Annotated in this window: 12 protein-coding genes; 2 read left to right on the top strand and 10 right to left on the bottom strand. The window is 36.9% G+C overall.

Annotated elements, in window-relative coordinates; all coding sequences use genetic code 11:
• Nucleotides 1-168 precede the first annotated feature (168 nt).
• From hpsA to htpG, 10 genes are all read right to left on the bottom strand, one after another.
• Nucleotides 169-5,319, bottom strand: coding sequence for a hormogonium polysaccharide biosynthesis protein HpsA (gene hpsA / locus F6K06_RS26675; protein WP_287244061.1), 5,151 nt, complete (start codon nt 5,317-5,319; stop codon nt 169-171).
• A 221-nt stretch (nt 5,320-5,540) separates the two neighbouring features.
• Nucleotides 5,541-6,899, bottom strand: a complete 1,359-nt coding sequence (locus F6K06_RS26670) for an RNA-guided endonuclease TnpB family protein (protein WP_287244058.1) — start codon at nt 6,897-6,899, stop codon at nt 5,541-5,543.
• A gap of 554 nt (nt 6,900-7,453) precedes the next feature.
• Nucleotides 7,454-7,585 carry a hypothetical protein gene (locus F6K06_RS26665; protein ID WP_287244055.1) on the bottom strand — a complete coding sequence of 44 codons (132 nt, stop codon included), beginning with the start codon at nt 7,583-7,585 and terminating at the stop codon, nt 7,454-7,456.
• Between the two features lie 6 nt (nt 7,586-7,591).
• Entirely contained in the window at nt 7,592-8,425 is an 834-nt protein-coding gene (locus F6K06_RS26660; protein ID WP_124144616.1) for a sulfotransferase, read from the bottom strand.
• A 327-nt stretch (nt 8,426-8,752) separates the two neighbouring features.
• Entirely contained in the window at nt 8,753-9,922 is a 1,170-nt protein-coding gene (locus F6K06_RS26655) for a glycosyltransferase family 4 protein (protein WP_124144617.1), read from the bottom strand.
• Nucleotides 9,923-9,991: 69 nt separating this feature from the next.
• On the bottom strand, nt 9,992-11,173 hold the full coding sequence (locus F6K06_RS26650; protein WP_124144618.1) for a glycosyltransferase family 4 protein: 1,182 nt from the start codon (nt 11,171-11,173) through the stop codon (nt 9,992-9,994).
• A complete protein-coding gene (locus tag F6K06_RS26645; RefSeq protein WP_124144619.1) occupies nt 11,170-12,237 on the bottom strand; it encodes a glycosyltransferase in 1,068 nt (355 codons plus the stop codon). Before F6K06_RS26645 ends, F6K06_RS26650 begins: the two co-directional genes overlap by 4 nt.
• Nucleotides 12,237-13,256 carry a hormogonium polysaccharide biosynthesis glycosyltransferase HpsE gene (hpsE, locus tag F6K06_RS26640; RefSeq protein ID WP_124144620.1) on the bottom strand — a complete coding sequence of 340 codons (1,020 nt, stop codon included), beginning with the start codon at nt 13,254-13,256 and terminating at the stop codon, nt 12,237-12,239. Before hpsE ends, F6K06_RS26645 begins: the two co-directional genes overlap by 1 nt.
• A gap of 1,232 nt (nt 13,257-14,488) precedes the next feature.
• Entirely contained in the window at nt 14,489-14,725 is a 237-nt protein-coding gene (rpmB, locus tag F6K06_RS26635) for a 50S ribosomal protein L28 (protein WP_124144621.1), read from the bottom strand.
• A gap of 506 nt (nt 14,726-15,231) precedes the next feature.
• Nucleotides 15,232-17,241, bottom strand: a complete 2,010-nt coding sequence (htpG, locus tag F6K06_RS26630) for a molecular chaperone HtpG (protein ID WP_124144622.1) — start codon at nt 17,239-17,241, stop codon at nt 15,232-15,234.
• A 910-nt stretch (nt 17,242-18,151) separates the two neighbouring features.
• Here htpG and F6K06_RS26625 point away from each other — a divergent pair.
• Nucleotides 18,152-18,403 (top strand): hypothetical protein, encoded by a 252-nt coding sequence (locus tag F6K06_RS26625; RefSeq protein WP_124144623.1) that lies wholly within the window; start codon nt 18,152-18,154, stop codon nt 18,401-18,403.
• 717 nt (nt 18,404-19,120) lie between these two features.
• A complete protein-coding gene (locus F6K06_RS26620; RefSeq protein WP_124144624.1) occupies nt 19,121-22,045 on the top strand; it encodes a DUF839 domain-containing protein in 2,925 nt (974 codons plus the stop codon).
• The last annotated feature ends 346 nt before the right edge of the window (nt 22,046-22,391 follow it).

The following is a 22,391-nucleotide window of genomic DNA, read 5'->3' as shown; positions in this document are numbered from 1 at the left end:
TTTAATTATCGGCGTTGCTGACTGGTGGGTATGATTTGATAATTTTGTATTTGGGATTTTTGATTTTGGATGGTTTGAACTGCTTGTTAATATTAACTTTTCCCAGCTCCGGTGTTCCCAGATCCCTGTTCCCTATAAACTTACTTTCATACCTTAATTCAGCAATGCCTAATTATCTATACAGTTATCTGGACGTAGATTGTCATTAACAGCTTTGCTGTCATCCTCTGTTAGAGAGCAAAGCAAAGTTTCAACCCATTCATCATCACGACTTACTTCTCTATAATATTCGTCAGGTTTACTCTCACTTGGTGGACCTGTTAGTTTGAGAGCAAACAAGTCTGGAGACTGAGATAACAAACCAACATCAAAATTCCATTGTCTTGTTGGTGGCATAAAGAAGGGAACCTGACCATTAGTTTCAGTTGAGTTATAGGTATTGAGAGCGTCAGGATCATCGCTGTTAAAAAGATTTGGAGTTGTAAAAGGTAAGACCTGCTGATATGGTGCTGTTCCATACTCACTACGCCGTAATTGAATGAAGGAACCAGAGATAGTTGCTGTTCGGTCTTTCCAGTTTTCTAGGAAACGTGGCAGGTTTGGTAGACCTCCGTTAGTTTCTCCTTCCGTATCTGTAAGAATTCTGGAAGGAACATCCCCTGTCGCTAAAATTAAATTGAATGTTGTATCTGCTGCTTGTGGCAACCACCTAGTTTGATCCACTTTTTGATTGTTTGTGGGAAAAGCATTTCCAGTTGCTGCTGCTTGATTTCTAGTGGCATGAATCTGCAACACAGGCATTAAAAGTGGTTGCTTTACTGTGTTTTGAGTTAAATTTTCTTCAAAGTAGAGAGGGAAGTTATACCCTGAATCTAATTTTCCACCATTAGTTGTGTGGAACCAGAGGGCATTCTTTTCAACTGGAGGATTAGCTGTGTCATAAGGGGAATAAGATGTATCGTCTATTTTAAGAGTAGCTGAATATGGATAGTAGCTAAGTTTTAGATTTCCACCTGTTTTTGATGCTACTCCTATTGGAACTGGTCTCCAGGTTTCATTATCATTTTGTAAAACTAGAACATTTGCTGCTGCACCCTTATTCCAGCCCTCTTTTGGTACATTAGGAGTTAGTTGATCTAAATAACGCAAGAAAGCTACACGACGTGGAAAGCGTTGATATTCTTGTCTAGGAGGTTCAGCAGTTGTTCCAGACCAAAGATCATTTATTGTAATGCTTGTCGAAGTTGACAAGGTATTAGCTGAGATAATTTCCCCTGGTGTTAGTGTACCATCACCATTATTATCTAATAGAACCACCCAATCTGAAGGCTGACAAGCTGATACAGGTAATTTCAAACAAATTTCTGTCAAGTATTCGGTAAACTCACCTCGACGTTGAACTGGAGTCGTAAAGTTATTAAAATAAGAACTATCTACAGCATTATCTTCATTATTTCTATAATCATTGTCCTCTAATGCTGGGTTACTATTGATGACAACATTACTACTTAAACCATTAGTAACAAAGTTGTTGGCATAGAAACCATTGAGTAACCTAGCCAACTTAGTTGTCACTTCTTCTTCATAAAACGTGAGACTCACTGTATCTTCCAGCGTTCCATTTTTATCCAGATCGGTTAATAAGTCTTGTTCTGTAAATTCAAATTCATCATCAGCATCCAAAGTGTTGTTTTCATTAACATCATTATTAATGTTTCCATCTCCACTAAGATCGTAACCCTCAGTAACTATATTACCTACATTATTTCTCAAGTCAAAATCTCCCTCATTGCGGAACCCCGGACGAAAATTACCAGAAAGAAGACTTATAGAATCAGACAAAACAGTCGCTGCACGCCAATTATCTCCCTCAGGGCAAAATCCTGATATCCGGGGGTCTCCAATACGACAAGCAAAGCTTGTGTCTAGTTTTTTATTGGGGTTATAGTAAGCATTGAAATCCCAATCTATATTTTTAGCACCTTGAAATTCACCATGATCGTGCAAGTTAAAATCACCCTGAATATAAGCTGGTAAGTTAGTCACTAATATCAGTCCTTTCTCCTTAACTATACTTTCGATTTTTTCATTATCAGTTTCACCTATCACATTATTGTTATCATTTCGGCTTAGTTTTTCCCCGTTGACCAACATAATGCCATTAGGACGACGAGTAGGATCGAGTCGCCAGTCTGTAGGACTTAATAACTTGCTGGTATCTTCATCAATACCATCTGCCGAAAACTCTGTGCGATCGCTCCTGTCTGGAAGTGCATCATCTCGACTAGCATAAATAATCCCACTATTGGGCAGCAAATACTCTGGTTTTGGACCGACATTTGTTGTACCAAAAGCTATAGTTGTGTTTCGTAAAACATTTAAGTCTAACTGAGTCACCCGAACTTCTAAAGGTTGACGTTCTTCAAGAGATAGATCGTAATTTCCAGTTAAGTTAGCAGGAGTAGTATTAGGGTTACTGCTGAGAGTAAATGTTTCATCGTTAGGAGTAGCAGGGTCATCTGCATCGATCGCCTTAATTTGCCTACCATCCAAAAATGCCACTTCTTTAATTGCCCCATCGGGTATAACGTTGCTAGTAACAGTAGAAAAACCAGGAGTACCCAAAATACCAAGAGCGCAAGCAGTTGAATGTATAGCCGCTTGGTCTACTAAGTTCCGATCGTCTGCATCCTTCAATAAAGCTGTTCTCAAGGGTCCATTAACAAATCTACCGTTGGGGAAGACCAAATTAGCTTGATTTTCTAGAATACTTGGACTTGTTCCACCCAATAGCTTGCTTGTAGAGTCTTCTGTTGATTTCCCTGGTACTGTGTATGTTGGAGGGCCATATACTATACCGTTATTAGATTTACCATTTGGAGCTGTAGTCGCATCAAAATTTTCTGCCGTCTCTTCACTGGTTGGATCGTAGTAGCTACTAACACAGGCAATAGGAGTTTGAGTAGGAGTAGTACCCTTTTCATAACTACTCTCTGCATAGTGATAGACTGCTGTTGCCCGCATCCGCAGATCGCCCTTTGCATATTTAGGAGTATTGGGGTCTATTGTTGGGGGATCTGTCACTGTTGTGGTTTCTGTATCTGGATTAAATAAGTTCCTCCAAGTTTGATCAACGTTATCATAAACCATACTACCAACCACAGCCTCGGGTGGGTCGCTACCTGGTACATTTTCTATAGGCGACATTGGCATCGTATCTGGCCAAACTATCTTAAATTCTTCGATGACAGTAGTTGCCGGATCGTCGTATTTCTTGACTTCACCATTCTCAATAATATTTGGTGGTGGTAAAAATGAATTTTGCCTCTCATAAACCCCTGCTCCCGTAATAACTCGCAAACCTCCATAACCATCAACAGCACTTTCTGGTTCTTGTGCCGCTGCCAGTTCCCAGAAACCATTTCTATCTGGATTTCCTAGATCGGCCAATTCTTGTATTTGAGTTGTACGCGTTCGAGGTGTATCATCATCGTCCCAAGTTGTTGCACCATCCACTTGTTGCGTGGTGTCCTCTCCAACAAATTGTGGTGGATCTTGAGATTTATCATACCTCTTAAGTGGTAAGTTATTACCCACAAGAATGCGATCGCCCAGGTATTGTTCGACATCATCTACTATGTTATCTGGATTTGTTGCAGGAGGCCTATCTAACAATAAATCTAGACCACTGTTAGTCGTTTTGGTTCCTACCTTTGGATTATCTTCAAACAAGAAGGTAGTAGGAAACATCCACTCATCTATTGGCCTCAAACTCTCTCCGTCACCATTAATCGTAGCAGCACCTGTTTTTCCATCCAAAGCATCTGCACCTAGCGCCACTTCTTTAAAAGGAACTTTGCGAGTTCGTTCTTTAAAATAAGCTTCTAGTGCTTGTTGTCTAGCTATTTCTTCAGATGTTCCGTTGTCTACTAGATCCTTAACCTGTTTGGTAACTTCTGGTGGATAGTTACCTGGAGTATCTATAACTGCATTTACCATTGCAGCTATGCGTTGACGATAAGCTTGTTCGTTATACGCTGCATCTAGTGGTGATGAATCTTTGTTTATAGACTCAGTATCGCCATCTTTAATTTCTGCTTTAATTGGGTCGTTATCTTTACCCTGAAATAAATGTACTGTAACCGGATCTGGGTTATCGTCAACTTTTCTAGTACGACCGTTGATTAATTGTCCACCTACAAGAATCTTACTATTCTCAGCCTCGTAAAAACAGGAACTTCTACCACTAACCTGATAAATCTTAAATTCGTCAAAGTGCATTAACATCAAGTTACTACTTGCCAATATCCTGCCATTGATGTTAAACTCAAAACCTGGAGCTGCTTCTAGATCGCTCTCGTATACCACAGCATTATTTGCTACGGATTTTCGTTCGTAGTCTTGCTGATATTCCAGTGCCGAAAATCCTGTTGTACCACTATAATTTTCAAAATCTTTGCCCAAACTTTGATCCTTTGCTGAAATCAGACCTGCCTGAGTTGTATCAGTGATTGGTACAGTTGCAGTATAAACAAAGAAACTTTTCCTCAAGTTGCTACCTGATTTAAACCAACCAGAATTTCCCACTAGACTAAAGCTAGTACCACTAGCTCCTTCACACCCTGGATTCCCCAAACTGTCAAATGGTGATTGAGGCGGTGTTCTTGCTTCTAACGGTGTTCTTTCTCTATTAAATTCTCCACTCTCTGTATCCCTTGTAGGACTGCGGAAGAAAATACCATAAAGAGTATAACTATCATAATTACCATTATTATCTGTATCTACTGGATATCTCCAAGCAGTTGTAATTTGTTCATCGTCCTCCAATAGGTCGTCTTCTCCCGAAACTTCAAAGCCATCTCCATCAATATCAAATTTTACTTTCAGTGCCGTCTCATCACCAAATGTATAACGATCTTCAGTGTTTAAATCTTCATCCGGCGACATTGTTCTAGATAACAAATCGTCTGTGGGAGTTCCTTTCGGAAGACTAGGATCTGCATTTAACAAATAATCAATTTTTGCACTTGCCCTTTCCAAAGCAGGAGCAGCAGCACTCAACACCTGCTGATTTACCTTAACATTTCTTGCCATTTCAGCCCTGTCAAAAGACCTGAGCAAAATAGCAATACTCAACAAAACTACTACCAACAAAACCATAGTCACAGTGGGCAAAACAAAACCTGCCCCTGAGTACCTACTTCGATTATTTATTACATTCCAGAGCGATCGCCTCAACTTTCTCTCCATGACTCGATACCAACTCCGGATATTACGGAAAATATAAAATATATTTTTGAGAAACTTATTCTTTGACATAATAGCCTTCCTGCCCCTAATTGCAAATGGTTTAGTTGGCAAACCGTAAATTTATATAACTATATTATAGTGACTTAAATTTAGTCCCTACCTCTACTTTTAGCACAGCACAACTCGAACAGCACCCCATAACCGAATTTTGGATAGCACAAATATTGGTCAAGCATACTAAAGTGCCTAACCTAACCTAAATATTATTCCCTAAATGAAAGGTTAATCTATCAACTTATCAACGAAACTATATTTTTTTTAATCTTCTGCCTCACACCCGGCGCTCCTAGGTTCGGCGGACTGTGTTCCCAAACCCAATTACTGTCTACTTGACATCCTCCCCGGCCTAAAGGCGCGGGGATTCCTACCAAGCCGTAGCTCCTCGGTGGGTTGACGTTTTGCTGACCCAAAGCTCCGCTAACACAGGCTGCTGCTACTTTGGCAGTAGTCTTACGCTTGCCTCCACGTCCGTTTTTTGTCTCGGACTGCCCGCCCGCGACTAATATATTTATTGCTGCATTCTTGTCTCTATCGTGTTTTGCACCACAGTTAAGGCATTCCCACTCTCGCACTTGAAGGTCTAATTTGCCTCCACGAAAACCACAACAACTGCATTTTTGGCTGGTTGGCTCCCAACGATTAATTACTCTCAAATCCCGACCGTATTTTTCTGCTTTACCTTCTAGAAGTGTTCGGAATGTCCGCCAACCTAAATCTGATATTGCTCTGGATAATTTACGGTTTTTCACCATACCAGATACATTCAAATCCTCTAAAACAATTGTTTGGTTTTCACGAATTATTTCAGTGGATAATTTATGCAGAAAATCTGTCCTAGTGTCTTTTACTTTGGCATGAAATTTAGCTACTCTCAATCTAGCTTTTCCATATCGTTTAGACTTTAAAGTTTTCTTGGATAATGATTTACTTAACTTTCGATACTTTTTAATCCGCTTTTTCAATGGTTTAGGAGCATCAACCTTTGTACCATCGCTAAATGTAGCAAAGGTTTTGATGCCTAAGTCTATCCCCACTGAATTATCAATCTGAGGCAATATTTTGGCACAAGTTTCTACTACAAAACTTAAGAAATATCTATTAGCTGAGTCTTTAATAATAGTTACTGATGATGGAGGAGCAGGTAACTCTCTAGACCAAACTATCTTGAGTTTTCCAATCTTAGCTAAATATACTTTATGCTGACCAACTTTAAAACCTCCTCTTGTAAATCTAGCAGTTTGCTTTGACTTTCTACTTTTAAATTTAGGAGGTTTTACAGGTTTACCTTTTCTCTGGCCTTTAGTCGATTTAAAAAAGTTTTGGTAAGCTTGGTTTAAATCATTCAAAGATTGCTGCAATGGTATATTAGAAACTTCTTTAAGCCACTCTCTATCTTCAGTGTTTTTTGCTTGAGTAATAAACTGTTTTTGCAGTTGTGAGTTAGTGGGTTTCTTACCTCCTGATTTGTATTTTTCTTGACAACAAGCTAGGCTATCATTCCAAACAACACGAACGCAACCAAATAGCTTTGCTAATTGATGCTTTTGTCCCGGTGTTGGATATATGCGATACTTAAATCTAGCTTTCATAATTCGATATTTAAACTAACAGTATTGTAACATATTCATTGAAACACTTAACAACTAAAAAGTCGCCCTAGAAGGGCGAGGCTTGGGACCCAATTTTTCGGTCAAATCAGTATTCTTATTTTTCTGATTTATCCCCAAGTTTTGGCGGTTGATATGTACTGTATTTCTTGCACAGTGGCGAGTATGTTTCCACTTAGGTTTTGGTCCTCTTTTTCCTTTAGATATTCGTGGAATTCCTTGATATAGAGGTATTACCCAAGTTTTGCCATTGATTTTTTTGCTCCTTGAATTCTGCCTTGCTTAAGCAATACCCGAATTCTCTGAGTAGTAATGCTTAAAAGTGTTGCTGCTTCAGTGGTACCAATAAACATAGCTAAAACTATTGCGTGTAAACAAATGGTTATTTTTACTCATTATAACTGTGCGATCGCGAATTAATCTAACACAGGACTTTTTGATTTCTGTTTTCAAAAAAACTTTAGGCTAGTTGGCGTTGCTGATTTGAGGTATGATATCTTGTCCGGATAAGAGGGCGAGCAAAAAACTTTCTCCTTTTACTCGGGGTTTCTTATTCTTTCTTCCTTCCTGACTCCTGAGTTCCCCTCCTGGGAGGGGGAGGGGCGAGGGGTGGGTTGACTCCTGACTCCTAAAGAATCAAAATTAATACCATACACGTGCTTCAGCAACGCCGGCTAGTTCTGCTCCTGGCCTACTTCTGTAAATCTACTTAATATATATTCCTGCTGAGACTGATCAAATACCTGATAAAACTTTTGTAATCTAGTATTTACTGCACCCTGACTAACAACTCTCCCTGACTGTTTTCTCACCAAAGATTTAGCAGTCTCTTGATAATCTTCGAGCATTTTATTATCAAATTCTATACCTATAAATTTGCATAATTCCTTTAAAATAGTAGGTGTATCATCTACCAATTTTTCATACTTCACCAGAATATGATTATCCTTATGTAAATGCTGAGAAGTAATATTTACAGCCTCAATCCATCGATCAATACAATGGTCTATATCAAACCCACCATACCAAAATTTCGGATATTTATTCGACACTTCATAAAGTGAAGCAACTACATCTATTCCATTTCTTTGAATATGAATAAATTTAGCTATAGGAACATTCTTTTCTATGTAGTCAATATGTCGTATATGTTCGGGAGTTTTTTCTAACCAAATACTTTTACCTTCTTCCTCAGCTAGCAGATTCATAATTTTCAGAAATCTGCGAGTATATTGCCTAATAAATAAAGTATTTTTAGGTAAATATTTCAGTAAATCTGGGCGGTTAATTTCATTTTTAAACAAAGTCTCTAACTTAGGTCGTAATCGTCGCGAAGCCATACCAAGTATTCGTCTTTTAGGTTCATTATCTGGTAGTAAATAATGAAAAAATTTTGTTTCTGGTAAAGAGATAATCTCTGGATGTGCTGTCAATAAACTTTGTAAATATGTCGTACCAGAACGGGGACAACCAAAAAGAAATAAAGGTAATTTTAATTTATTGTGCATTTCAATATTATAGCAATTCTCATATTAGTGAGGTACAAAATTCGTTTTTGTTAGAGAGTAGAAAGTAGGGGGAAAGAATTGATAATTTATGTGCAATAATTGACTTTATTTTTTATTATCATTTTCTTTGTGGGTTTAATACCCCACCGTCTACACTGTGTTCAAAATTACTTGGGGGAGCGTAGACGCGGAGCGGCCCTTCGTTGACTATCCCCATGTAATTTTCCTCCTGTCTCCTGTCTCCTGTCTCCTGTCTCCTTCTTCAATGGAGATGTCTATTCACGCAACTAGAAGCTGATAGCTGACCGCTGACCGCTGACTGCTATTTCAAAGTAAATCCATAAATAACTGTTTAGCAGTTTTTCCTACCACATCCCAATTTAATCGTTGTTGATATTCTTTAAATGATGACATTGCTAATTTTTGATATCTAGGATAATCACTCATTCGGGAAATTATATAATCACAATATTCTTTAATTTCTGCATCAAAAGCAAAAGTTTTACCATTAATATCTTCTTTAATTACAGTTGGAATACCTGCAAGATTTGTAGTCAAACAAGGCACTCCAAAAGCATTAGCTTCTATCAAAACATTAGGAGCACAATCTTCTCTAGTTGGCAAAATCATCAAATGAGAATCAGCTACTAATTGCCTCATTTTTGACTCTCCTTCTGGTTTTGATTTATCAATATATCCCACTATATTAATAAAATCCGGCAAAGGTTTAATCTCCGGTTTACAGCCAATAATTGTTAGTTCAGCATTAAAACCCATTTCATTTAACTGTTTAACAACTCCAACAGCAATATCTCCACCTTTTCTATCCCAATCTATGCCAGAAAAGATTAATTTACAAGGTTTTTCTTTTCTTGATTTAACAATATTTTCTACCTCTTCAAAAGTTCTTCCAGGCTTAAGTTCAATATTAGCGCCCCTGGGAATTACATAAATTTTCGACTCATTAACTTGGTAATGTTTAACAGCATTTTCGGCAGCCCAATCTGAAGTAAATATCAAAAGTTTACATTTATCTATTGCTGCTTTTTCAATATTATATATACTTTTTCTAGTCTCTTGACAAATATTACTTAATGCTGGGTAGTAATCGACCAATGCTATTGTTAATGTATCTAACCACAAAACAATTGGTTGTTGACATTTCAAATATGCAACTGTTTGAACACCCTCTGTCGCCAGTACAATATCCGACTTTAATATAGATAGTTTTCGAGCTACCTGATAAGCATAATCTCGACATATTATTGGGTCTGCCCATCTGTAATAATCTTGTTTAAATACCTTACTATAGAGTAACCATTTACTTCTTGTCACCCATGAATAGTGTTTTTCTAGAGGACCAAGATAGTTAACAGTAATATCCTGACTTTCTAAAGTTTTTGCAATGTAACTATTTGAGCCATAATTCCCTTTTTTATTAGAAGGCCAGCTAGCAGGATTATGAACATCATAGGTTGTAGAATAAGCTATTTTCATAGATATATTTCTGATTTACTTATATATATTTATATCAAGTACAAATTAAATATTTCTACATCCTTAAGATTAACAATTATTCAAAACTTCCATAAATAGTTTCTTTGCTTTTTGACCAGCCACTGACCAATTGAGACGATACAAATATTCATTAAACGATGACATAGCTAATTGTTCATATTTTGGATAATTCGTCAAGTAATTAATTATATATTCACAATAATTATCTACTGAGGTATCTACCGAAAATATTTTGCCATTTATTTCATCCTTAATTACTGTGGGTATTCCAGCCACATTTGTTGTCAAACAAGGTACTCCAAAAGCATTTGCTTCTACCAAAACATGAGGGTTAGTGTCTGCTCTAGTTGGTAACATCAAAAAATGGGATTCACTTATTAACTGAGAAATCCGCAATAAACCATTACCTTTAGACTTATCAATATATCCTAATGGTTTGACAAAACTAGGTAACGGCTCGTCAGAAATAGGTTGACAGCCGATAACAGTTAATTCTGTTTCTAGACCTAATTTATTTAATTTTTTCGCTACCTCTAAAGCTATATCTCCCCCTTTTCGCTGCCAAAAAACTCCAGAAAAAATGAGCTTACATGGTTTATTTCCTCTTGATTTAACTAAGTTTTGAATATCTTCAACAGTTCTATTAGGTCTCAATTCTATATTTGCACCTCTAGGAATTACTTGGATTTTTGACCGTTCAATTCCATAGATTTTAACTACTGTCTCCACTGCCCATTCTGAAGTTACGATGAGAAGCTTACACCTTTCTAAAGCTGCTTTTTCTAGTGTATAGATATTATTTTTAGTTTCCTGACATAGATTACTAAGGTAGGGAAAAAAGTTAATTAATTCCGCTAAGGTTGTATCTATCCAAATAACTAATGGCTGTTTACATTCTAGATAAGCAGTAGGAGTTGCTCCTTCAGGAGAGAGAATAATTTCGGTATCTAAATTTGCCAGTTTTTCTGCTACCTGATTAGCATAATTTTTGCATACAATAGGTTCAGCCCAATTATAATAATCAGTTTTAAATAAGTGCCTATAAAACAACCATTTACTTTTAGTCAGCCAAGAATATGTTTTTTGTAAAGGTCCCAAATAGTTGATGATAATACCTTGATTAATTAAAGTTTTGGAAATAAAATTACTAGCACCGTAGTTACCGCCATTGTACTTAGACCAACTTGCAGGATTTAGAGCATCATAAGTAGTAACGTAAGCAATTTTCATATATTACTCTTACTGTGATTTTTGTGAGTACAAATATATTCAAAGTATTCAATAGTTTGCTGACTTAAATTTTGCCATCCTAACTGTTCTAAATTAGCTTGTGGCGATCGCCCTTCTTTGACTGCCCACTCTAACCCAGATTCTAAAATCTCTTTTGTTAGGTCTCCTGGATACAGCTTTACCCAATCTTGCCCCACCTGTTCCTGCAACTCTGCCATTGCTCCCTTATTAGGCACTAATATAGGGCAATCAAAAGAAAGAGCTAACAATGCACTACCTGAATTTAAAATCTCTTGAAACGGTAATATTACTAAATCTGCAGTCTGAAAATATTCTTGTAACTTCTCATCCGGTACAAACTCAAACTTTAATTTGACCCTAGAATCATTCTCTGCAACTTGAGATATCTGAGTACCAATTTCTGGAACTTCTAGTTTACCTGCCACTAATAATATCCAATTAGCAGGAGCTAATTCTCGAAAAACTCGGACTAGATGAGGTACATTTTTGTAGTAGTCGATATAACCGAGAAATAAAAGTACATGGGAGTCAAAAGGAACATCTAAATTTGTTTTAGCTACCTCACAATTTATATTATTGGGGTAGACCTCTCGATAATGACCATGAGGAATAACTGCGTGGGGGCGATCGCTCAATCTAGGAAAAGTTGCATCTGCTAACTCTTTACTTACTTGGCAATGACTAATACATCCATCTACTCGCTTGATCAGTTCTGACTGAAACCAGTGTGCCAACTTAGGATGTAAGAGGTTGTGGGGATATTGGTCGTGAATTGTCCAAATCACTTTTGTTCCTCTAACCCTAACCCAGTCTATAGCAAGAAGCATAGTTACAGCCCGCAAACCTGCTACTACTAGGTTTGGATGACGGACAATAGTTTCTGTAGGCCAGTGAAGGTGAAAAATATCATAGTATTGGCGTAGCAGTTTGCCAAAAGAAAATTCCGTAACTGTTAGCCCTTGTTGCACTACCTGAGAATATAATAGCCAGTTATAGGGGTTTTTATACCTAGTTTTAAATGCTGGCCAAGCAATAATTTTCATTAAAATTCCCGACAATCAATGCCACTCAAACCTGGTTGAGATTTTACTACTGAAGTATAGTTTGGTTCAACTGTATTCAAATAGCCATTCTTCCACAAGTAAAAAGGACTTTTCAAACTATTAATATATAGTTCAAACTCACAAGCTGCCACTACATCTGTTCGTAACTTCAAACCATATTTGAGTAAATGACGGATAATTTTCCGACTATCATTTGCCGTATAAGCGAAAAAAGCCAATGGTTTTAACCATGGTTTAACTCCTAACATTCGAGTAACATAACGACTCAAACCAATACCACGGAAAAATTTAATTAGATAATCTTTTTGTGTTCGATGTTGAGGAATTTTGTGAATTACTTCCATTGCTGGATTATACCAAATTTCCCAGCCTGCTTTTTGAATATAACTAATAGTTTCTGTATCTTCACCTGTTAACATTGAACCCGGTACTCTACCACCTAATATACATTGCTCTGGAACACTTTCTAACCATGCTTCCCGACGAACTACTAATCCAGCGGAAGGAGGTATTACCTTAATTGCAGGCTGATATAATAATGGTTGTTCTCCTCTTTCTGTGATGGCAAAAAATGATTTAATTCTGTCAAAATCAGGTGGTAGTTCTCCAGAAAAATCTCCATGAATTTGACTAGCATAAGCTCCTGCTTTTGGATATTTTTGAGCAAATTCATAAGCTGCTGCTACCCAATTTTCTGCTGGGATATTATCATCATCTAAGAAACCAATTAACGGAGAACTTGCTATTTCTACTGCTTTTTTTCTAGCAAATCCTGCACCTTGTTGTGCTTCATAACAGTATTTTAATGGAATTTTATCCGACCAGTTTTCTTGATATCTACTAATGATTTTTTTTGTATTATCTGTGCTGTTATTATCTACAACTATAATTTCCCAAGATAGTCCTTCTACTCCGATTTGAGCAAGTAATTTGTCTAGAACTAATGGTAATCGTTCAGCTCCATTATAAGTAGGAATTGCGATAGTAAAGTTAGCCATAATAATTAACTTTTTTTTATAAATCTTGCTATATCGATATGTACCTAATATTTTCGCAATTAGGCCACATTTTTTTTTCGTAATGTAGTAATGCAGTATAAAATGTGATACGAAAAATCAGGATTTATATAGTATCCGGATAATTAGTCAGTAGTCAGTAGTTAGTAGTTAGTATGTAGTTGGTATTTAGTAGTTCAATAGAGCGTTGGTAAATCAACAGATGAAACCTTAGAGACTGTTTGTAAAAGGAATATTAAATCCAGGCGTAGTGGCGTGACACGCCTAAAATGGTGCAATAGATTTTTATTCAAATACATTAACCGTAAAGATTAGAGCATTTTTCTAATACACTATTTTAGCTGTGTCAGTCTAGTAGGGTGGGTTAGGCGACAATAACAAAGAATCGGAACAAAAGTTTAACTTTCCGCCGTAACCCACCGAATATCGAGTATTAAGCACTCTGGCCATCTTAATCTTTAGTTTACAAACACTCTCTTAAAAGCCATCTGTTTCTGATACCTCTAAATATTCTACCATAGTAAGTGGTGGGTGTCACCCATCGGAGAAAATCATCTTACCAATTACCAACACCCCTCAATAGTCAATATTCAGTATTTACAGCAGATTCGGTGGTATGTGAGGTACAAACAAATATTAACGATCAACTAAAGAAAAACTTCCGAAAACTCTCCATAAATGATTTTAGGGCTACATTGCTGAAGTCAATTTTGATGGACTAATATGCACTTAGTCCTCTTGAGAGGATTTTTGTCTCATATCATGTCCGTTTAAAAGCGTGAGAAAAAACTTTCTTCTCCTCTTCCTTCTTTTTCCCTCCTAACTCAGTCCTCCTCCGTAGTTCTTTATAAGTATTCAACCAAACATTATATCATGGCAAAAATTGGAAGTCCTGGGTGACGATCGCTCTTTAATATTTAGTTAACAAACAAAAAATCTCTGATACTAAATCTTGCGCATTCTTGCTACATATTCTTGAGAGTAGGGAGTAGGGAGTAAAGTTCAAAAATATAATATATCTTGGCTTAATGCCGATAATCGTTACAAAAATTACTAAACCATTATTATTACTGAATAACTGAAGTCTTAATGAAGTATGGCATTATTTTTGGGAATTGGTATTAATCCCTATCATTTTTAGAAAAAAATAGCCCTGTCCTCATCAACTATAGGACAGGGTTAAATTAGATGAGATGAGTATAAAGAAAAATATATCAGCACTTATTCAAGTTAATGCCAGCGGCCTTAGCCATAGCTTGTATACCTTTGTTTTCTAAAGTTTTAATTGCTTTAGTCGATAATCGTAGTTTGACCCAACGATTACCTTGAGGCCACCAAACTCTCTTCCATTGGAGATTTGCTTGCTGTAACTTGTGGGTGCGGATATGGGAGTGGGAAACTGCATAGCCATTATTAGCTTTCTTTCCAGTCAATTGACATTTACGACCCATGATTTGTCTACCTAAATTTTTTCCACAGCCTATCTATTATCTCAAAAATCAAAAAGTTAATCAACCTTCTTCCTTCAACTTTTGACATCCTCTCCCGTTAAATAAGAGCGATTATAACGGGAGATTCCCAAACCTCACGATTCAGCTTTACTGCTTGAGTAGCACTTATCTAGCTTGAAAACTCCCCGACAGTACCCCAACGAGCGTCAATTTATTCTACGATCTGCAAAGGCCAAAGTGACACCTCATTGTGAGGATATCCACATTATTATAAGATAATTCTATCTGAGTATGATTTTAAGTTATACTCTTGCTAGTCTTGGTCAGTATCTGTTTTTATTTTGGTCGCGATTCATCTCCCGGTAAATTGGAGATTATACCGGGAGTCCTCAAAGCTCCATTTTAGCTAGCAGTTTTCAAATAGATAGACTAAAGTGGCCAAAGTATTCTCCTACTGCCTACTCCCGCGCACCAAAATAATTTTGTAGTCTACTTATGTAATTCGATCAAATTACTTTTTCAGTTAACTGAGTCAAGACCTGATTAGACCTTTCCACAAATTCTTTCATACCCTCAGCATCAAAACCTTTTTGTGCCATTAAAGCTAAATCATAAACATGATGACAGATTTGTTTAGCCAATTCTGCCGAAGGAGATTCTCCACTACCCTGAATAATACTACCTTGACTGAGATTAGCCAGATTCTGAATCAGTGGGTGAGCTGTATTTACCACTAGAACGTGGTCTTCTGGAAATTCTGCTTTTTCCTGCTGCAACATAGCAGTCATATCTCTCAATCTTCGCATAGCTTCTGGCAGCAATACCATTGCTGGTGGAGTAGTTTTGCTATCTTCTGATTTTAATGCTTGAGCTTTAACATTTATCTTGGGTTTATTCAGCGCTTTTTCAAATAATTCTTTAATTTGTTCGCTGCGAGTTTTATTGGTAGCTGGATCGACTATTTCTGATTGATTTTCTTTGTCAATTAATGTCTCATCTAGATCGGAATCTACCCTAGAGAATTTAACATCTTGATATTCTCTTTCTAGAAAACTAATAAAGTGGGTATCAATGAAAGAGTCGAGAAATAAAACTTCTAAACCTTGATTTTTGTGCAGCTCTACATAAGTTGCTTGAGATGCAGGTTCAGTACAGTAATATACACGGTTTTCATGGCGTTCTTTATTACGTTCTAAATATTCTTTGAGAGTTGTGTAATAAAAACCTTGTTCATCAGTATTTTTAGCATCAGAATTTTCTGGAGTTACTTCTTGCCAAACATCTTCTCCTTCTGCTTGTACTTCTACTGCTGGTTTAGCCTCAGTTTCAGTTGTTTCAGTTGAGTTAAGTTTGGCTGTAGTGCGGAAAATTATGATATCTTCTACTTGCTTTTTAAACTTATCGTCATTCAAAGCACCAAACTTAACAAATGTACCTACATCTTGCCAACAACTGATATATTTATCTTTTTCATCACGATAAATTTCTTTCAGGCGATCGCCTACTTTTTTGGCTATATAATCGGCGATTCTTCTGACAGTTCGATTACTTAACAGGGAACTGCGAGAGACATTGAGAGGAATATCTGTACTATCAATTACTCCTCGTAAAGGCATTAAAAATTTAGGAATAATTTCTTCACAATGGTCGGTAACAAATACTTGATTACAGAATAGTTTGATATTACCTTGGGTAACATCTACATCTGGCTTTAGTTTAGGAAAATAAAGAATTCCATTAACAATAAAAGGATAGTCAGTATTGAGATGAACCCATAATAGAGGCTCTTCTTGGAAAGGATAAAGATGACGATATAGTTCTAGATAGTCCTCTTGAGTAACATTTTGAGTAGATTCTCGCCAGATTGCTTTGTGTTTATTAACTACTTCTTCTTCAAATTTTATTGCCACTGGCATAAAATCACAGTAGGTTTTAATTAACTGTTGAATTCGAGTAGTTTCAAGATATTCTTGTTCTTCATCTTGGAGAGTTAAGGTAATAGTTGTACCTCTTTCTGTACGAGGAGAATCTGATAGTTCAAATTCTGGAGAACCGTCACAACTCCAATGAATCGCTTCTGCACCTTCTTGATAGGAAAGGGTATCAATTTCTACTTTTTTAGCAACCATGAAGGAGGAGTAAAACCCTAAACCAAAGTGACCAATAATTGCGTCTTCATCACCACCTTTATATTTTTCAATGAACTCTTCAGCACTGGAGAAAGCCACTTGATTAATATATTTTTTTATTTCATCAGCGGTCATCCCAATGCCATTATCAGTAATCGAAAGAGTTTGATTATCTTTGTCTATTTTAATTTCTATTTCTGGATTAGTAACATCACCACTATACTCTCCAGTTCGAGCCACCATTTTAAGTTTAGCAATGGCATCTACACCATTAGAAACTAATTCTCTTAAGAAAATTTCATGGTCAGTATAGAGAGATTTTTTGATAATTGGAAAGATATTTTCAGTATGGATACTGATCTTACCTTTTTCTAGGGTTGTACTCATAATGTTTATCTATTTTATCTATGGGAATTAATTTTACTTGAGCATTTAGGTAGTTATCCAGGTTCGTTATCTCTTGATAGATATAAAATCAGAGAAATATTCTGGCCATTTACCAAGAGACTTATTGCTCAATACTATTTAATGATTGTGATTTATTGAGTCTTTTTTTTAAACAGGGATTGCACCAAACATCTGATTCGGATTTCACTACCTAAGCAGTTTTAATATAATACCAAGGGCGATCGAGCCATACCTTCAACAATTAATAATTAATAATTACCTCTCCTTGAAAAGAAGAGAATTGACGCGGAGCGTGAAAATTTTTTCTTCTCTTGGTCGATTGGATATGGCGAGGAGACCTTGCCATCCCACCCTTCAGGAAGCTCCGAAGATCGACTGCTTTTTTCTCCTTTAAAGGAGAAGCTTTAAACCTTAATTATTCGGTAATAGTAAGGGTAAAGAAGGAGGAAAAAGAAATAAATAAGAAAAAGGGAAACAATATATATTAATTCTATATATTATAAAAAGTAAGACTATTAAAGAGTTAATCTGTTGAGGAAAATCAATAATTTACAGGAATTGTCTAAATAACTCAAAAAAAATGCGCGATCGCCAGTCTATTTTACTGCTTTTTTTGTCTAAAATTATAATTTTGCCATAAGATGTTTTTTGAGCATTCTATATCAGGAACTTGCTTCTTATTATTAAGAGACTTAATTGAAACTCCAGAGTGGCCAGATAATTATCAAAAAAAGATGTTATATCCACCTAATTATCAAAAAATTTAGAAGTTTTTATGAGCAGTCAAAAAATAATCTGAAATTCAATTTTTTAATAAAATTATATATACAAGCGGAATTATTTACTATCCCTCGCGCGTGGTTCAGGGTTACACAGAAATCATATTAGAATGATCAGGCTTAAACCTTGGCAAAGACCTTTAGCATTTTTCGCTTATCTAGTTAATGATTCTCGGAAAGCTTTATCTTACTTTATCAAAAACTATAATTTGCTGAAAACTGATATAGTTGCTGCTTGTGAAATGACACTACTATTAAGCATTTTAGTTAGTCCATTTTATCTATGGAAAGTGCATTCCCGTTCCGACCGCTTTTTCTCCATGAATGGAGAGGATTTATACCTGAATTTTTCGGTAAAGTGACTTAATTTCTGTTTAATTAGTTTTTATACCATGTCCGGATAATTAGTGATGAAAACACTTTTTTCCCTATATCCTACCTCCTACCTCCTACCTCCTATCTCCTATCTCCTGTCTCCTGTCTCCTGTCTCCTGCCTAATTATTTATAACTGTTCAACCGGACATGATATTACTCCATCCTCTGTGACTAGCGTTTGCTGCTGGGGATAGTCGCGTTCAACTTAGTCTAGAAAAACAAATTCCTTCCCTAAGTTTTAATTTGCGTTTTTCTTGTTCAGCTACAAGTAATTTTTGCTCTTTTTTCTGATTCTGAATATCAAGACTATGACCAATAGCTACCGGGACACTACCAATCAACTTTTTGATTGGTAAACTGCCAAAGTTTCCATCTCTAAATTAAGCCAGCAATACTACTAATTATTATAAAGCTAAACCAACTAAGAGAAATAATATGTTTTCTTAGACGAAATTTTGATGTCTAATTATTAGATATATTTTTCCAAAATAAATATTTATATCACTAATATCAACAGAAACAAGTTATTTTTAATTTGTTTTAATTTTTTTATCAAAAAATATTGATTTAACCAAAATTTATCCTTTTCATATTCTTCTTTTAAAACAATTATGGGATCATACGTTCTGTACAGATTTTTCTGAGTAATTAGTTTTTCAGGAATCAATCACACAAAACTTGATTTTTTCAATCTTAAATAAAGATGACATTTACAACAAATCAACCTGCTCAAATGACAGGTCTTAACGGCTATAAAGTTAAGCCTGTTATCACCATTGGTGAAACTATTCCTGGAACTTCAGGAAATTATACTCCTCCGGGAATTCTTGATGGTATTGGAGCTTTTGAACTTGAGGAAGATACAGTTCGAGTTTTGGTTAACCACGAGTTAAGAAGCGGTGTTGGTTATGCCTATGCTTTGGCAAATGGCACTGAACTCACAGGAGCCAGGATCAGCTATTTTGATATAGATAAGGAGACCCTAGAAGTAGTTGATGCAGGTCTTGCTTATGACACTATTATCAATCGCAATGGTGAAGTAGTAGATGACATATCTGACATAGAATTTGGAGGATTAAATCGTTTCTGTTCTTCTATCTACGTTGAAGGTAACCAGTTTGCAAGTGGTTCGGGTATCGTTGATAACATTTATTTCACAGGAGAAGAAACTTTTGGTGGAACTGAATTTGCATTAGATATTGAAAATAACACCCTTCATGCTGTTCCTTGGTTAGGAAGAGCTGGTTGGGAAAATATAACTCAGGTAGATACTGGAGATACTGACGAAGTAGGTATATTAGTGGGAGATGACCGTGAAGCAGCTCCTCTACTTCTTTATGTAGGAGAAAAAGATACAACTGAAGGAGCAGGTTTTCTAGAACGTAACGGTTTAGCTGATGGTAGTCTCTATGTTTGGGTTCCTGATGCAGAATTAGGTGATACTGAAGGAGAAAATGATCCAGATAGCAATCCCGATCCAGCAGGGTTTAACGGAACAGGAAACAGTGAGTCAGGAACATTTGTCGAAATTGATTATTATCGCCCAGAAGAAGCAGGAAGTGCAGAAGATACAGATGGGGATGGCAGTATTCAAGATGAACTAGGTTATGATGAAATGGGATTTGCTACCCAAACTCAACAAGATTTACTTGCGGAAGAAGCGGGTGCTTTCCAATTTTCTCGTCCTGAAGATGTAGCGACAAACCCTGCTGATGGTACGGAAGCGGTGCTAGCTTCTACCGGTCGGAGCGGTCGTTTTCCTGATGATGTTTGGGGAATAACTTATAGTGTTAACTTAGAATTTGGTGATTCAGACATCACTGCTGACCTAAAAATTCTCTATGATGGAGATGATGCAGGAGATGGACAGTTTGCACATCCTGATTTTGGACTGCGTAGTCCAGATAACTTAGATTGGGCAGATGATGGTTACATTTACATCAATGAAGACCGATCTATTGGAGAATTTGGAGATACATCTGGAGAGGAAGCATCTATCTGGAAGTTAGATCCAACAACTGGAGAACTGATCCGTGTTGCTCAAATGGATCGTTCAGCAGTACCAGGAGAGCCTATTCCTCAAACTGATGGAGACCCTGATGATATAGGTGATTGGGAATCTTCTGGAATTTTAGATGTTTCAAGTTTGTTCGATCAAGAACCTGGTGAGTTATTTCTGTTTGATGTTCAAGCGCACAGTCTCAGGGATGGAGTTATAGCAGAAGAAAATTTGGTACAAGGAGGACAGTTAGCTTTTCTTCAAGAGATCCCCGAACCAAGAAGTGAAGCAGTACCATTTACTCATGCTCACAATGATTATGAACATGATTTTCCTCTCTTTGATGCCCTCAGCTATGGGTTTATTAGTGTAGAATCAGATATTTGGCTCTATCCTGGCGATGACGGAAATCTACGAGTTGCTCACGATCCTGTACTAAACCCAACAACTCTCCCAACTATAGAAGAACTCTACCTCGATCCTCTACAAGATTTGAAAGAAGAGTTCGATAATGGTGGTGTTTATGCAGATGGTACACCTCTAACACTCCTGATTGATATTAAGAGTGAGGGACTGTCTACCTACCAAAGACTCCATGAAGTTTTAACAGAATATCAAGAAGAATCTCCTGGATTATTTACTACCTATACTCAAGATGAGATGGGTAACTACACTGTTACTCCTGGTGCGGTAACTCCTATTATCTCAGGCGATCGCCCTCGGGAATTTATGGAAAGCCAAGAGGTACGTTACGCTGGCTATGATGGACGTAAAAGTGACATTGGCACTGATGCCGATCCAGGTTTTATGCCTCTAATTAGCGATAACTGGAATAATTTCTTCAGCGGAGATTTAGCTTGGGATGGCACTGGTACTATTCCTGAAGACACTGAAACGGAATTAAATCGCATTGTCTCTGAAGTTCAGGGAGAAGATAAAATATTCCGTTTCTGGAATTTGCCTCAAGATGCTCCTAGTGTTTGGGGTCCTCTATTTGAAGCAGAGATTGATTTAATCAATACTGACGATTTGGCTGGACTTTCTAATTTTATCCAGTCTGAACTGGAAAATCAAGAGCCGTTAAATCTTGTGGGAACTGATGGCGACGATATGTTAGTAGGTCGTCAAGGCGATGATACTATTGCTGGTTTACAGGGTGACGATCAAATTGATGGTCGTGGGGGTGATGATATTCTCCGGGGCGATCAAAATAGTCGTTCTTCTGGTAGTTCTGTAGCTGGAGATGACACTATCAACGGTGGTACAGGCGATGACCGCATCGGTGGTAAAGGTGGTGATGATCAGCTTTACGGTGATGAAGGTAATGACAGCATCTGGGGTGATGATGGCGATGACCTCCTCCGAGGTGGTTTAGGTAACGACGTTCTCACTGGAGATGACTTCTCTGGTGGTCAAGGTTCTGATACATTTATCTTAGCTGTTGGTGAAGGAACTGATACTATTGTTGACTTTGAAGTTGGAACTGACTTCATCGGTTTAGCTGATGGTCTAATGTTTGCAGACTTGAGCTTTACTGGAAATAGTATTATCTCAGATGAAGAGACACTCGCCGTACTCAATGGTATTGATACTACCACTTTAACTGAGAGTGACTTTATGTCTGTATAACTTTCAAATACTGGTTCTACAATCAATTCTCAAGGATCAGTATTTTTGGGAATAAAATTAATCAGGACTTACGCATGAGGTACGAAAAACTAAGATTTGAGATGGCTTCACTGTCGGTCGCAATGACGAAAATACTTTGTACTGCATAAGTCCTAGTTAATATTCCTTTCAAATTCAATGAGTAAAAATTTAGGATATATTGCCTAAATTTTTACTCATTAATATCATGTCCGTTTATATCGTTTGTGTAAACCCAAGGGTGAATATCTACAGGAAATGATGGTTTTTTCTTGCGAGGGTAGCCTTCTTCCCTCTTCCCTCTTTCTTCTTCCTTCTTCCTTCTTCC

This window comes from Okeania sp. SIO1H4 (assembly GCF_010672695.1).
GTDB lineage: Bacteria > Cyanobacteriota > Cyanobacteriia > Cyanobacteriales > Microcoleaceae > Okeania > Okeania hirsuta.
This window is presented reverse-complemented; position numbering and strand designations above follow the sequence as displayed.

Bases quoted from the DNA above. Each gene is read 5' to 3' on its own strand.
- hpsA (WP_287244061.1), bottom strand. From the start codon at position 5,319: ATGTCAAAGAATAAGTTTCTCAAAAATATATTTTATATTTTCCGTAAT.
- F6K06_RS26670 (WP_287244058.1), bottom strand. From the start codon at position 6,899: ATGAAAGCTAGATTTAAGTATCGCATATATCCAACACCGGGACAAAAG.
- F6K06_RS26660 (WP_124144616.1), bottom strand. From the start codon at position 8,425: ATGCACAATAAATTAAAATTACCTTTATTTCTTTTTGGTTGTCCCCGT.
- F6K06_RS26655 (WP_124144617.1), bottom strand. From the start codon at position 9,922: ATGAAAATAGCTTATTCTACAACCTATGATGTTCATAATCCTGCTAGC.
- F6K06_RS26650 (WP_124144618.1), bottom strand. From the start codon at position 11,173: ATGAAAATTGCTTACGTTACTACTTATGATGCTCTAAATCCTGCAAGT.
- F6K06_RS26645 (WP_124144619.1), bottom strand. From the start codon at position 12,237: ATGAAAATTATTGCTTGGCCAGCATTTAAAACTAGGTATAAAAACCCC.
- hpsE (WP_124144620.1), bottom strand. From the start codon at position 13,256: ATGGCTAACTTTACTATCGCAATTCCTACTTATAATGGAGCTGAACGA.
- rpmB (WP_124144621.1), bottom strand. From the start codon at position 14,725: ATGGGTCGTAAATGTCAATTGACTGGAAAGAAAGCTAATAATGGCTAT.
- htpG (WP_124144622.1), bottom strand. From the start codon at position 17,241: ATGAGTACAACCCTAGAAAAAGGTAAGATCAGTATCCATACTGAAAAT.
- F6K06_RS26625 (WP_124144623.1), top strand. From the start codon at position 18,152: ATGATCAGGCTTAAACCTTGGCAAAGACCTTTAGCATTTTTCGCTTAT.
- F6K06_RS26620 (WP_124144624.1), top strand. From the start codon at position 19,121: ATGACATTTACAACAAATCAACCTGCTCAAATGACAGGTCTTAACGGC.